Annotated in this window: 14 protein-coding genes; 4 read left to right on the top strand and 10 right to left on the bottom strand. The window is 31.6% G+C overall.

The window, feature by feature from the left end; all coding sequences use genetic code 11:
* The 5 genes from LPC09_RS25770 to LPC09_RS25750 form a co-directional block, all read right to left on the bottom strand.
* Positions 1 to 1,122 carry a hypothetical protein gene (locus LPC09_RS25770; RefSeq protein WP_231309841.1) on the bottom strand — a complete coding sequence of 374 codons (1,122 nt, stop codon included), beginning with the start codon at positions 1,120 to 1,122 and terminating at the stop codon, positions 1 to 3.
* 1,120 nt (positions 1,123 to 2,242) lie between these two features.
* Positions 2,243 to 2,548, bottom strand: coding sequence for a hypothetical protein (locus LPC09_RS25765; RefSeq protein WP_212137967.1), 306 nt, complete (start codon positions 2,546 to 2,548; stop codon positions 2,243 to 2,245).
* 16 nt (positions 2,549 to 2,564) lie between these two features.
* A complete protein-coding gene (locus LPC09_RS25760; protein WP_231309840.1) occupies positions 2,565 to 4,145 on the bottom strand; it encodes an LXG domain-containing protein in 1,581 nt (526 codons plus the stop codon).
* A 298-nt stretch (positions 4,146 to 4,443) separates the two neighbouring features.
* Positions 4,444 to 5,160, bottom strand: coding sequence for a hypothetical protein (locus tag LPC09_RS25755; protein WP_231309839.1), 717 nt, complete (start codon positions 5,158 to 5,160; stop codon positions 4,444 to 4,446).
* 115 nt (positions 5,161 to 5,275) lie between these two features.
* On the bottom strand, positions 5,276 to 5,644 hold the full coding sequence (locus LPC09_RS25750) for a tetratricopeptide repeat protein (RefSeq protein ID WP_212137964.1): 369 nt from the start codon (positions 5,642 to 5,644) through the stop codon (positions 5,276 to 5,278).
* 183 nt (positions 5,645 to 5,827) lie between these two features.
* On the opposite strand from LPC09_RS25750, the gene LPC09_RS25745 reads away from it, so the two are divergent.
* On the top strand, positions 5,828 to 5,983 hold the full coding sequence (locus LPC09_RS25745) for a hypothetical protein (protein ID WP_212137963.1): 156 nt from the start codon (positions 5,828 to 5,830) through the stop codon (positions 5,981 to 5,983).
* Positions 5,984 to 6,135: 152 nt separating this feature from the next.
* Here the strand turns inward: LPC09_RS25745 and LPC09_RS25740 are convergent, their stop codons facing one another.
* A complete protein-coding gene (locus LPC09_RS25740) occupies positions 6,136 to 6,528 on the bottom strand; it encodes a hypothetical protein (protein WP_212137962.1) in 393 nt (130 codons plus the stop codon).
* A gap of 403 nt (positions 6,529 to 6,931) precedes the next feature.
* Here LPC09_RS25740 and LPC09_RS25735 point away from each other — a divergent pair, with 403 nt between their 5' ends.
* Together LPC09_RS25735 and LPC09_RS25730 are read left to right on the top strand one after the other, a co-directional pair.
* Complete coding sequence (locus LPC09_RS25735; protein ID WP_231309838.1) at positions 6,932 to 8,110, top strand: DUF3238 domain-containing protein; 1,179 nt, start codon at positions 6,932 to 6,934, stop codon at positions 8,108 to 8,110.
* Between the two features lie 82 nt (positions 8,111 to 8,192).
* Complete coding sequence (locus LPC09_RS25730) at positions 8,193 to 8,381, top strand: hypothetical protein (protein ID WP_212137960.1); 189 nt, start codon at positions 8,193 to 8,195, stop codon at positions 8,379 to 8,381.
* 265 nt (positions 8,382 to 8,646) lie between these two features.
* Here LPC09_RS25730 and LPC09_RS25725 read toward each other — a convergent pair whose 3' ends face one another.
* From LPC09_RS25725 to LPC09_RS25710, 4 genes are all read right to left on the bottom strand, one after another.
* Positions 8,647 to 9,288, bottom strand: a complete 642-nt coding sequence (locus LPC09_RS25725) for a DUF3885 domain-containing protein (RefSeq protein ID WP_231309837.1) — start codon at positions 9,286 to 9,288, stop codon at positions 8,647 to 8,649.
* A gap of 205 nt (positions 9,289 to 9,493) precedes the next feature.
* Positions 9,494 to 9,880, bottom strand: a complete 387-nt coding sequence (locus tag LPC09_RS25720) for a DUF6262 family protein (protein ID WP_098799056.1) — start codon at positions 9,878 to 9,880, stop codon at positions 9,494 to 9,496.
* Between the two features lie 21 nt (positions 9,881 to 9,901).
* Complete coding sequence (locus LPC09_RS25715) at positions 9,902 to 11,869, bottom strand: tyrosine-type recombinase/integrase (RefSeq protein WP_098799055.1); 1,968 nt, start codon at positions 11,867 to 11,869, stop codon at positions 9,902 to 9,904.
* On the bottom strand, positions 11,866 to 12,945 hold the full coding sequence (locus tag LPC09_RS25710) for a tyrosine-type recombinase/integrase (protein ID WP_098799054.1): 1,080 nt from the start codon (positions 12,943 to 12,945) through the stop codon (positions 11,866 to 11,868). The genes LPC09_RS25715 and LPC09_RS25710 overlap by 4 nt, the downstream gene beginning before the upstream one ends.
* Before the next feature lie 358 nt (positions 12,946 to 13,303).
* On the opposite strand from LPC09_RS25710, the gene LPC09_RS25705 reads away from it, so the two are divergent.
* A complete protein-coding gene (locus LPC09_RS25705; protein ID WP_231309836.1) occupies positions 13,304 to 14,032 on the top strand; it encodes an IS110 family RNA-guided transposase in 729 nt (242 codons plus the stop codon).
* Positions 14,033 to 14,299 lie beyond the last annotated feature (267 nt).

Genomic DNA, 14,299 nt, shown 5'->3' with positions numbered 1-14,299 from the left:
TTAAATTATAGTAGAAAGCAGCGGTTTACTTCCAGTTAGTTGGAATTCGCGTATTTTTGCATCATGGATATATTCGTATGGAATATCTTTAATAGCATTTTTGAACTGCTTTCTAAACACTTTTCTAAAGAAACCACCAATTGTATATAGCTTAAAGTGACCTAATCGCTCTTTTTCCCGGTGTATATGTTCAACCACGCTATCAAGCGTATTTAGGAAGAAGGATCTCAACCATTTATCTCTGTATTTGTAACTATTATCATCCTCGTCGATTAAATGGTAAAGAAATGACACTACTTCTTGTTTAAAAGCGATCATTATATCTTTCTTATCACGAGCTTTATATTTAATTTGCAGTTCATCTAAACGATATGTAAGTTCTTGTGAAAATTGTGCTAATAATCGATTTACTTCAAACTCATCAGTATCTTCAATTACACATTCAGGTTTTAAAGAGAAGTTGATCTTTTTAATCCAAACCTGCTCTTTACGATAAGAAAGACCTTCAAATTCAATATCAAAAAGAGCTTCAAGAATCTCAAGTACTTTTCGAACATCTTTGGCTTTTTTATTAAGCTTCTTTTTTAAGGTGGACATTTTTCGAGATTGCTTTAATTTATCTAGTGAGATCATCCCTCTGTTAGACATACTGGTTCTAAACTGGTTAAAAAGAGATAATAGCAGTTCAATACCTTCTGGATTAGAAGTACGTACAAACTCCGCCAAAATGTTTGTGTCAAAAAGAGCGTGCGGAACAAGAAGGTAGTTTAATTTTACGCCTTCTCTTTCGGGAGTATTTAATTTTTCAACATCTTTCAATACCAAAACTGGTAAATCGTTTTGGATCTCTTCTTTAACAAAATGGTACTTCTCTAGAAACTTTTTCCCACCATACAATGAGGTATAAGGAATGTCTAACTTTTTAGCCCAGTATGATAAGTTATATTCTTTCAAAATCCCTCTTGGATTGTTTTCAATGTGCATTTGTTTTAGCATAGTTAAATAGACTACATATGCAGAGGCAGTAGGCTTATCAAAGGATTGATCTTTAATATATCTGAATTCATCTAGAATATGTTGGTGCATTCTAAATCCATCAATTTTAATCTTTCCCATAGACATGTTCATACCTCCTTTATGTAGTGACTTGATGATAGAGCTGTTTAAATCTTTGCTTATAGTAAATGTCTATCATATATATTCTATCGGCTAATTAAATTAGTCTGTCATTAGAATTTAGTAACCATTTGTAGAAATATTTACTAATATGCAGTATTATAGCAAATCGGTTGTGCACAAAATTCCCTTCTTAATTAAGGACTTGTGCACAAAGATGCACAGCCTTTGAAACTGTACGTATCAAGGGTTTGAAAAAAAAGTCGAAAAAATTTATGTTCACTCAAACGTCATTTATTCGTGCACATTCGAGCATGTTAACGTCATAGCTTCATCAGTATGTGCACAGAAATAACTGAGATATTGTTGATATATCAAGGGTTTTAGAGAATTGGAGACTATAAATTGTGCATGTTAACGTCATATATATAAATTTTATTAGTAGTATTTATGTGCAAGGAAACGTCATTAATTCACAATTGTGCAGGTGCATAAAGACATCTTGATAGTACTTAAATGATATATTGTTAACTCTTGTTTATATTAAAGACATTTTATAATCCTATTGTGCACAAAAAAAGTACCTAAAAGGTTGGTAAATCAAGGTTTTTTCAACAAATAATTATTGATACGAGCAAGGTAACGTCAGTAGTTCACATTTGTGCACATTGGAGCAAGCAAACGTCAGTAAATTTTTTTCTGTGCACATTGGAGCAAGGTAACGTCACTAATTTCACCTTGTGCATGCACAATTTCATTCTGTGCATGCACATTGGAGCAAGGAAGCGTCATTGATTCACAATTGTGCATCTGTTGGGTTATAAAAAAGTTTGATCGAAAACACGTATTGATCAAAACAGGCTCTATATTTCACAAGGTGTTGCTTTAAAAAAATTTTTAATCAAATTGATACTAATAATCTTGACATAAAAGCAAATAAAAAGAGTATGTTTTGAAAAAAGGTTGATCAAAACATACTCTTATAGGATTTTATCGGTTTATTCTTTTATAAAAAACTTTGATCATTTTCTAGTGAATCATCTTCAACAATCGCGCTTTAATTGCTGAAGATGTCCTAATAAAAGCCTATTTAAAAAAATAAAACTCATATAAGGCTTACTCATTACTAGACGTTATTGATTTTGTCTTTATAAACTTTTAATATTGTTGTGTTTAAATCACTGATTTCTGAGAAATGCCATTCAAACGTCGTTATAATTCTATGAAGTTCAAATAACATTTTCTCTATTTCATCACCATCGTTCTTATCTAATGAATCAAAGTTGTTTAATATAATATCTAAATCTCTAGCTAATATTCTAAAATCTTCAAGGTTCTCGTACTGTTCATCTAAATCTTCTGTATTTACAACATTAATACTTGAATTTAGTTTAACTAATATGTCTAATATTCCTTCTAACTTTTTATCCATATTAATTCCACCTCCCTTATTTCCATCCCTTAACTACTCGTCCAAGTGCTTTTTTAGTCTTATCAGGGTTTAAAGTACCATCTAAATTCAAGACATACTTCACATTCCCTGTCTTATCTATTACTTCTAAATGGTCTTTGTGTAATGCGTCAAGATAAACTCCATAACCCTTTTTCAGATACTGGTTATCAGTTTTCTTTTCTACCTTATAAATCGATTGTCCATCGTACTTTACTTTAGATTTAGATAAGGAGTTACTTACTGATTTTCCAAATTCCATATCAAAAAACTCATTCATATTTGAAATGGGTTTTACAATAAGCTTAGAAGCACCTTTACTTACTTGTTTTTTTACAATGTTGTTTATTAACTTTTTAATGATATTCTTCGGACTTACTACAGTTTCTAGTATTGCTAAAGGGGTTCCTTCAAAAAAGGTATCTAATCCTTTTGCAACACCTTGTGTATCCGGTGGTATCTTATTTACTTTCTCAAAAACATTCCCATATACTCTGATGATTAAACCATTTCCGTATACATAATAGTCACCAGAGTTTTCTCCTTTTGCATCATCAATTACCTCTACAATTTCTACGGGTTCCTCTTGAATTGCTTCAAATTCTTCTTTTGTAAGAGGAATTTTTGTGAGTTCAACAGTTTCATAGTTTTCTCTATCTTCCACGGCAGGTCTAGAACCAAACCTAATATAATTTAACAATGCATAATTCAATCGTTCATCTAATCTCAGCTCTAATCCAGTTACTGGATCAAATCCGTATCTGGCACGAAGTAAATCATGATAACCAGAGAACTCAGCCAAATTAAACTCATCATGATTCCCATTAGCTTCGTATCTTGTATTGGTTTGGATTCCAATTTTCTCAAGCTCTTTATGTTTTAGCCGAAGGTAGTTATCCGTATGAAACTTTACTCCTCCTTGAAGCTGATAGATTTCACTCGTACGAAAAGCTTCTGCATCAAACGAAATTGGTTGTATTCTTACTCCTGTTGAAGTGGCATCTTGTAACGCCTGAAACAAGGCTCGTACATTGTCCTGTTCATAGATGGAATACATATATTCATTGAGTAATTCTTGATCTACCCTCTCAACAGCTTCAATTGTTTTTTCTCTATTCATTTGTGCTTCTTCCATGTTTGCCTGAAAGTCTGAGGTGGAAAATACTTGTAAGGAAAGTATATCATTTATTTTTTGGAAGATGCTATTTAGTTCACTTCTATATTGATCGACCATATCGACCGCTTGTCTTTCACTTTTACTTAATTCATCTTCTAAAAAGCTGCTATGTACAACCGTATCTGCACCTAACTTTTCACTGACTAATTTATGCTTTACTCCTTCAAAAAACGCAATTTGACAATCTATTAATAAAAACAAGGCATCTATGACTTCCGTATGAGCCTTATAAAACCCTTTTATCGCATCGGCACCTTGCCCGACAAATGAGTCTAGTTGGACAATCACTTGAAACGTTTTTTGTAAGGTTTCTAGCTGTGATCGTAGTTTTGCGTAATCATTTGATCGTTGATCCATCGTATCGACTAGCGACTGTGAATCAAGTACTCTCAATTTCTCCACCTCATCTCCTCAACCGTGCATTCATATCGTAATTGAATCCTTGTGCGCTCTTTCTAACTTTCACCCAAACAAGCACGTTTTCAAGATACAATTCAGATAGCTACTTGTTTACATACTTATGCATTATAAATGAACGATTCAGGAAAAATAAGGTAAATATTAACTAAATTGTCAAAGTAGTGCTACTATGTTCCTGTATATAAATACTCAATAATTTAAATAATTTCACATAAAAAGACGCAAATGTTATTACACATTTGCGCTTCATATTGTTGAATAACATTATTATCATCACTAACTAGTCATAATAATATGAGTTAGTCCATCCATATTCTTTACCATTATCTGCACACCATTTAAGAAAACCTTTTTTACCCTCATTTTTAAAAGCAATCCAATCGCTTAACAGATTTTTGTAGTAGTTTACACTTTCAGCTACATGCTTTCTACTATCAAGATTTGTGATTTCTTTAGAAAGGTTTTCGATTTTCAAAACAATGTCTTGATCCTCTGAAATATCCCCAAGGTAGGCATCCTCAGAAATGTGGTGAAAAGAAAAATTAAGGAAATTAAGATAATAGTTAATGATTGCCATTAATACTTTTTGTTCACTCTTTCCACCAATTCTTAGTGCCGTTTCAAGGTACTTTAAATGGTTTTCTGTTTTTAAGAATAAACCGTACCATCTATATGGTTGAGGGTCTATTGGATTTTCATACAACCACTCATCAAGAATTGGTTTTAGTATGTTTTCCTCAAGTGGATGTACTAGTACATCCTGTATATCCACTGATTCCTCAAACAATTTAAAAAGCCAGTGAGCAAATTCCTTTTTCTGTTTAGCCTGCCAGGCCTCTGCCTCATTAATAAAAAGGTTAAGCGATCTAAAGGCATCTTTCCTAAGTCCCTTTTCTTTAAAAAGGCAAAAATCTTTAAAATGCGGATAAATATCCAAAGTTTTATCTTGGATTAAATTCGTTAGTATATCAATCAAATCAGCTACACCTTCTTTCATTGAGGAATTTTCAGCTTATTATGAATCAGCACCCTTAAATTTTCAAATTTGTTATATAGCTCATTTAAATCAACAATCTTCTTTTTCTATCTCAGGTAACCTGGATTCTCTATAGTTAGGTAATTTCATATCTTATCTGTTCGAGTAATTTTCTAGCTGGATTATAAGTTTTATTTCGTCTTAGGATCTTTTCAAGAATATCAATTGCTAATTCTGATTTCCCTTCCAATATAAGGGATTCAGCGTATTGAATAGCTACCTTGTCTTGTTTAGGATTTTGAGTGTATGCCGTTTTAATATATGGCTTTGCCTCCAACTCTTTTCCTAATTTCAATAAACATTCATATATTCTTGCATATGTTCTTGAGTGTTCAGACAACTGATTGGATTTAATAAAACAATTTAGAGCATTTTGAAATTCATTTTTCTCGAATTCTAATAGACCTTTTTGATAGAGAAGATATGACTGTTCATGATTATCCAACATATTCAATCCTTTCATTGCTAAATCAACAAATTTCTTTTGCATAATAAATAAAAAAAGTAGCTATCCATTTACAAGAACAGCGCTTTTATTGTTGAAGATTACTTCTTCAATATTTACGCGAACAGTTCATTATTAATTTTCTATTCATGTTAAGATTGTATTGGATGGAGGTTATATTTAATGCTAATGATTGTTCTACTAATATTAATTCTTTTAATAATGGCATTGTTTATTTTCGTATTAATAAGGCTAAATCGGGCTAGAGATGATCAAGGATACATAATTGAATTAAATCATCAAATTCTTGAGTTATTGAAGGAAAAACAAGGAAAGTAACTTCATCTTTTCTTGTTTTTTTGTCGCTTGTTAGGTCAATACCACAACAAAAACGCCTCCTAATTATTAAACAAAGGCGCTTTGTTTGTTGAAGATCGCTATTTCACTTACTAAGTGTATTATCTAAAATATAAATATCTAGTTTCTTTGGTTTATTTATCAATTTTTAAAGTTAAACTTTCTATTTTCTCATCCCCTTCAACAGTTAAAATAAACTCGTCATCTTCTTGAACAAAAGCACACCCACTACAGTTGCCAACTTCTACTTCCAAAACTCCTCCATTTGTTAATACACCCGTACCACTAGAAGAACCTGTATCGGTTTCAATATGATACTTTATTTTACTTCCATCGATGTTTTCAAGATCTTCCCCTTGATGTTGAAGTATTAAACTCTGTATTTCCTTATCAGTTGTTTGCATTACATCTATCTTAGCTATCCAATTGTCACCTTCTGCAGTATATATTACATTTTTTTGTGATTGACAAGCAGTAGTTAATAGTAATAAAACTAATAATAATGTTGTTGAAAATTTCTTAAGCACTATTACCATCCTCTCAATGCTATAATACACAATCATTTTACCATAAATTTCAATTTCAACTTCCTTTCCTGTAAATGTATTCAAAAATACTAAAGGTAATTCTACAACTACTTTTTTATGAATTTTACTTCATCATTGTTCTATAAACTGACCCTAAAAATAAAAAAGCTTCTATCCTTATTCAATAACAGCGCTTTTAATTGTTGAAGATCACGATTTAAAGATTCAATAGTTACTTGTCACTTTAAAAATTATGTATGATTTCCAACATATAAAAAATGAGATAAATAAACCGTACTTTTGAATGCAAAAGGCAAGACTAACGTAGTTCAAATGAAAAGATTCTTTAACTCTTGAATTCAATCAAGAAGCAGATCACTATGAAGTGTATAAAAATGGAGGATTGATTTATTCAGGGAAAGATGAAAAATTTGTAGATAAAGATATTGATTCAGGACAAAACTATAAAGTTGGCATTTTTAAGAAAAACAAATTAGATGATATAATAGAAGTTAAAACAAATAAAGAAGAAAAAGATAATCAATCAACTAGGGTATTAAATCAAGAAGATGACATTGATCTTTTAGAACAGCAAATAAATGAAGGATACCTTGAAACCCTTTCAACAACAAATTTTGTTAAATTGAAATGGAGTAATATTATTGATGATGATGGATTTTACGAAATTTATAGAGATGAAAAGAAAATAGGAGAAACTAATGGTCTAACATTTATTGACAAGAATGTTAAAGAAGGACAAAGATACAGATATGAAGTTCTTGCTCAAGTTGAAGTAGACGAAACAAAGAAAAATCAAATAGATCTAGAATTAAAGGAAAATAAACTAGATTTAACTGAAGAACAAAAAAGGGAATTGTATCAAAGTCGTGGTGTAATGACAAAAATTGTTGATATACCGATAAAAAATTCTGATGAATTAAAAGGAACAACTAATTTTTTCGGCGAAAAAGTAACTAAAGATTCAAATAATGATGTATCTACTTTAGCTTTACCAAAAAGTGAAGAATATGCATTTATATATAGAACTTTCATACCTCAAAAATCAGTTATGGATCCATATTCTGCTTATTGGCTAGCTGGTGATAATCGTAGTGGATTTGATCCTTATTCGAATAAATTTAGAACAGAAAGTAACGTCAATGTTGGCTTTTGGATGCCATATATGACACATTTTCCCGAAACAGGTCAATCTCATAAATGCTATACATCAGCATGTGTTGCACCTTATGCATGGACTAAACAGGCTAGTACTGATGGAATAAAATTAACAAAAGATCTTGTTACAACAACAAAAATGCAATGGAGAGTTAATCATGATGTTGGAATTCCGTTTAGTTCAATGTATCCAAATATAAACTATTACTACAATGCTACATTAACTAAATCATCATTATCAATAACAGGCTCTCATGATAAAGCACCTGCTCATGAATTTTACATGTTCCCTGCATCAGGTTCAACAAGTTATGTAACTATCGAACGTTGGTGGGTCGATTCAAGTTGGGATTTTGGTATGTTGATGCCTGGTGCTCCTCAAGACTATTTTAATTTTTCTATGTAATTTTTTAGAAACCCTTTATTCATAAAGGGTTTCTAAATATAATACCAAGTTCCTTATAGGATATAAAAAGGAGATTTAAAGTATGAAAGATTTAATCGGAAGCTTACTATTAATTGGCGGTTGGATTATTACATTGTGGGCTCTTTATTTTTGTTTAGCTAGCTTAGTACTTTTCGCTCCATATACTCTTATACGATCAATATTTATATTAGCAATTGGAATTGGCTGTTTGAAATTTTCTAAAAAATTAAATTTGAAAAAAAATATATAAAAATAAAGATAAAGAACCGACAATAAGCATATTTTCTTACTCCCTCAAAGAGTGAATCTATCTCTTTACTATAACGAGATTGTGAGTCGTTGGTTCAGTTTTAATCGACTATGCATGATGGAGGATTCTCCTTTCTACTCTTACTTCCACTATCCCATCTATATTTGGTAAAGAAAAATCGATCCTTCTTATTAAAGAATCGCGCTTTTGATTGCTGAAGATTGATTTTAGACTAAAGCACCCGTTAGTTCAACAAGGACATTTTTTATTTAAATACTTTATCTATTTCGTCTTTGTCGTAATCCAATATCCAATCATTGTATGCATTATAAATGTCTCGTATTGATTCAGATGAGGTAGCAAGCACATCACATCCTCTATCATCGTACACATGAAAAATGGTTTTCCTTTTGATATTTAAAAAATATATCCTATGAAAAATACTTGGTTTGATTTCTAAATCCTGATTGCATACTGCTTTTAACAATGGAGTGTATTTCATATCAGATACTTTACATTCAAGGGTAAACCTATGTGTTCTATATTTTCCGTCTTCATCATCTTCTGGGAAAATATAAGGAATTTCTGTATGCTTTATTTTATATAAGACTGATTTTTCATAGATATAAGGAGCAAAAATCCTCCCTTTCTGCTTATAGCTTTTTCCATCTCCAAAATCATTCACATCAACTACTACAAAAACTTCCTCGTCTTGTGAATGCAATGATTCAAACAACGTAACAGCCCTCTTATAAACCCCCTGCACATAAGGATTATTTCCGTAATGATATTCTCTATCCCGCTCTTCCCCTAACTCGAATCGTATGCCGATTTCCCAGTTATAAAACAAGGGTGGTTTAAGATTTAAGTTAGGAAAATTTTCATTCATATAGTCATTTAAAAACATATCTACACCTCAATTTGTTACTGTAATTTTACCATTTCTTATTCAACTAACCTGCTCCTTTAGTTTAAGTGTAACTCTTCACAATACCAATTTCATTCTAATTGATCTTCTTCAATCAGTACATTATCTACAGTAAGTTGTTAAAAAATGAGGTTCTACCGAACCTCATTCATTGAATACATGACTTTAAAGTTAGACTATCATCTTACTTGATTTCTTTATAAATTGTTGCCCATACAACTTTAAGTTGTTCTTTCAATTTCCTGTTTTCTTCCTCCAAATTCTTATTTCTCTTCCGAAGTGATGCAATTATGACATCTTTTGATTTTTCTGTCATATCCCGTTTAACTTTCATGGGTGATTCTAATCCTTCTTCTTGCTTCCTTAAAGTTTCAATACGAGATCTAATTTCAATGTACTTATAAAGAAATGATTTAGAAACTCCAGATTCTTCTGCTACAGAGTTGAAGTTAATCTTTTTCTGTTGTTTTATCATTTTTTTAAGTGTTTTTTCTACCTTTTGAAATGTTATATTCTTTTTATCTTCTATGCTTCTTAATAGGGGACCAGTATTAGGATTCTTATTAGCCACTTTGTTTTACACACCTTTATATTAATTTCTGGATTCTCTTCTTAATTTTTGCTGTCCATATATTCCACCGTTTTTAATGATTCCGTCTCTAATTTCTTTATACTTTTTTAGTTTAGGTTGAATTATCTCGATTGAACGAATTCTTCCAGATTTCTGATATATCTGTATATCAGATTCCATTTTAGTAATTTGTTCGTTGTAGAAATTCAAAAATGTTTGGTCTACATGAAAACTTCGGCAGTTATTTTTAATGCATGGTGGTTCTAAAGTTTGTTCTAAAAAATCACAATTGTTCTTAGGGCTTTTAATACAAAAACCATGATCTAATCGAATAGAATCTAAGTTGTGACGTATCCATTCCAACTCTAATCCGTTTTCGTCTGCTTGTTGCTCTATACTAGTGGCGATTATTTTACCGCCTTGATTTAATCTTATAGCTCCACTGCTTGTGGCTTTTTCCCATTCTTTTCGAAGAGTTTTATCATGAATCTTGGCATATACCAATGTCATTTCAGGGCTCGCATGAGCCATAAGTTTTTGTACATGCAAAATGGTCATACCGTTATTGATAAGATTGACTCCATAACGGTGTCTAAACGCATGTGCTTTAAATCGATAGGTATCTCTCTTTTCGTCGATTATTTTATTTTCCATAGCTAGTTTGTTTAAATTGTTTACTACATTGTCCCTTGAAATAGGCTGACCTTTTCTCGGCCCATAATAGGTAGGAAACAAATAATTAAAGGGGTTTGTTTCAATGGTTGTTTTTTCTCTAGTCAATTTTTGTTGAGAAATCACAACCATTGCTATTTCTTCCGAAATTGGCACTCTATGGTCTTTATTTTTAACTTTACGTTGGTCTCCAATAATCCACCAACCATCTTCTCTTTGAATCAAACAATCTATTTTCAAAGTACACACATCTGAAATTCTAAATCCTGTTGCCTCTAATAAAATCACAATCGGGATAATTTCTTTTGGTAGTTTTCCTATATGGTTCAGGATTTGATTCCAAACGAAATCAGATATATATTTTATTTCATTAGAAGCTTTAGGTGGTAGTTTAGGTTTGTCTTCAGGAACGATTAAATTTCCTGCAGATTTAATTGGGGCTTCAGCCCATTCATATCTTTGAATATATAAAATAAACAATTCTATTACAGATAATGACCGATGAACGTGGTTATCCGAAGGGGCTTGTCCTTTATGAACACTATTCCCTCCCATAGGAGAAGTTCTTAAATAATATATAAATCCTTCTATATCACTTCTACTTAAAGAGGTTAAGCCTTTCCAATCTGGGTACTTGCAGTAAATATATTTAAAGAACTCTTGAAGTTTTGCTATGTTTTGTATGGCAGTACCCCAGCTTAAACTTTCTTGCATTAGGACACGTTTTTCGAAATATCTTTTTACCAAAGCTCGATAAGGGCTTGGTATAAAAGTGAAATTTAAGGTATAACCACATTTACTATTGTTGTAGTCAATACCTAGTTTTCTAACATCCCAAATATCTTTTTCTGTTTCGATACGTTCGTCATACCATTCAAAGTAAAAAGAACTAATCCGATTATATAATTGGAGGTATCCTTTAATAGTTAAATTGCTTATACCAAGTTCTAAAAGATAAGTCTTATAGTGAATTGAAAACTTCTCATGAGGAATTTCTATAAAAGAAAAAATATTTGGATAAAACCTTAAAATAAAAGTTTGTAATTTATTGATTGCACTAGCACTGCTCCATATTGTTGTCATTTTTAAAATCGAATCAGTCAACTGTCTAAAGAAATAATATTTCAATTCATGGTTTATTCCTGAACTTAAAGTCTCGTCGAATTTAAGCCTTTGTTTTCCTAAATTAGTGTCTTTAGTGTAGAAAGGGCAATCGATGGCATTCCATAGATCATTTTTCCAATATCCATTTAGTTCTTGTACTAGTTGCTCATATCGTGGAGATTTGGTCGAATTAGTAAATTTATATAATTTCATTTTAATTGATCACCCTTCATATTATCCTGTGCTTTCTGCCACTCTTTCCGAATTGTTTCATCCGAAGAATGCATATAAGTTTGTATTGTAGTTTGAACTTGTGCGTGACCTAACAACTTCTGAATAATCGAAGCTTCTACTCCTTTTTCATGAAGTTCAGTTGCATAGGTGTGTCTTAACATATGTGGAGTAACATCAATCTCAGTTTTCTTCCTTATACGCTCAATCACATCGAAAGCTGCTCGATAATTTAACGGTTTACCCTTATTAGGTCCTGATAAATTGATAAAAACAAAATTTGTATCTACATCGTGAAGATCAATAAGATAATCTTGAAATACATTCATAGTATCGGCAGATACATACACCTTTCGTCCTTCACCATTTACAGTTTTTGATTTCCGAACCTGAATGGTAGTGGAACCAATATCAAAATCCTCAATCCATAAAGATAAGGCTTCTCCAATTCTAAGACCACCCTCATATAAAATCCTAATCAATAAAGCATCGCGAATGTTACTACACGCATCGTGAACAGTTTGCACCTGAGTTTTTGTGAGTGTTAAAATTCCCCTTCGAGGTTCTTTTATTTTCAATATGCTTTTTTCAAATGGTTTACCCTTTGATATATGATGTAAAAAGGGTTTGAATGATCGGTACTGACCAGTAACTTGCTTCTTTGTTTTTTCGGATAGGTCCTTTTCATAATCCTCAATCCTAATCAAATAATCATAGAAACCTTGGACACATGTTAATATAGTATTCACTGTTCGTTCTGATCTCTTTGCTTGAGTTTTCTCAAGATGAACTACTTTAGTAGATTGATAAGGACTTCTTAGCCAAGATATAAACTCCGATAATAAATTTAAGTCAACCTCTTGGTATCCTATTTCTTTTTCGCTTAAAAATTGAAAGTATAACTTCAAATGACGACAATATGCTTTTAACGTATTTTCCGCTTTACCTATGTTGTCTAGATACTTAAGGTATTTGACAACAGGAACCACAGGTTTGTTATTTTCATCAATGAGTACATATCGTTTTTTATTATCAATTTGAAACTCTTGAACTTTCATAAACATCACCTCCAGATTAGATAGTGATACATTTATGAAACTCTTTCTATAAAAACTATGAATACTATATTTTCCCACTGTAGATAAGTTGATTTTAAAGAAACAAAACAATTATGATCTTTCGCTCTCAACCTAGGAATGAAAATGGTTCCCCTCTCCCATAATGTAGATACCACAAACAGTGAGTATATAACGTGTCTTTTATTGGTGGTTTTACCCTGTAAATAAAACTGTTGGAATGAATTTGGTGTACAACCTATTGTTAGCTCTCTTTCTAAGAGATGACTACGAACAGAAAAATGTCTAATTTCAAATTCATTCCACTGTTTGTGGAATAATCTTATCGAAGGTGAATAAAGTGGAGACTTTACACAAATGTTGTGCCGGTTTGGATCAAAAAGTGTTAGAGACTTCAAACATTAAATTAAGTACAGTTATTTCAGATGTATTTGGTGTTTCAGGAAGGAAACTCTTAGAACAACTAATATTTGAAGGTTTTATTGATCAGGAAGAAGTTGAAAAAAAGATACATGGAAGAATGGCTCATAAAAAACAATTGATTACTGATTCATTATTCGGTACATTAAATGACCATCAACTTTTTCTAATTAAACAATCCTGGATGCATATTACCTATCTAGAAACGTTAATATCCGATATTGAGAAAAGGATCGATGAAATTTTACTAGATTATCAGGAAGAGGTTCAACTTCTAATCACAATGCCGGGTATTAAAAAAGATACAGCAGCAGTCATCATTGCAGAAATTGGAGTAGATATGGGACAGTTTCCAACTTCTAAACATCTCGCTTCATGGGCAGGGTTGTCACCTGGAAATCATGAAAGTGCAGGAAAAAGAAAAAGTACAAGAACGGTTAGAGGAAATCCACATATTAAATCTGCATTGTGCGAAGCTGCATGGGCTGTTTCAAGGAGTCGTAATAAAAGGTTGGGAATCAAATATTGGTCGTTGGCTGCGAGAAGAGGAAAGAAAAAAGCACTCGTTGCCATAGGGCATCGAATGCTTACGATTGTCTATCATATGCTTCAGAACAAAGAACCCTACCAGGAGTTAACTTCAAATTAGCATTATAGACAAAAAATAGAAAAGTTAAACGAGAAACCGTAAGGTACGGTAGCTCTGCTTTCCTATTGCCAAATTTAATTATCTATAGCTTAATCAAAGTTGATCAAGTTTAAACAAGTAATTTATTTTCACAGAAAAAAGAAGCAATACTTAACTTTAAATACGTTAAATACTACTTCTTTATATACTGTAGATAATGGCCTGTTTGCGGAATAAAAAATCCACTTTTATTTAGGATAGATTTTTTGAACAATATGTGAGTATATA

The sequence above is a fragment of the Metabacillus sp. B2-18 genome (genome assembly GCF_021117275.1).
In the GTDB taxonomy this organism is placed as follows: Bacteria; Bacillota; Bacilli; order Bacillales; family Bacillaceae; genus Metabacillus.
Note: the sequence above shows the minus strand (reverse complement) of the source record. Positions and strands in the feature narration are given on the sequence as shown.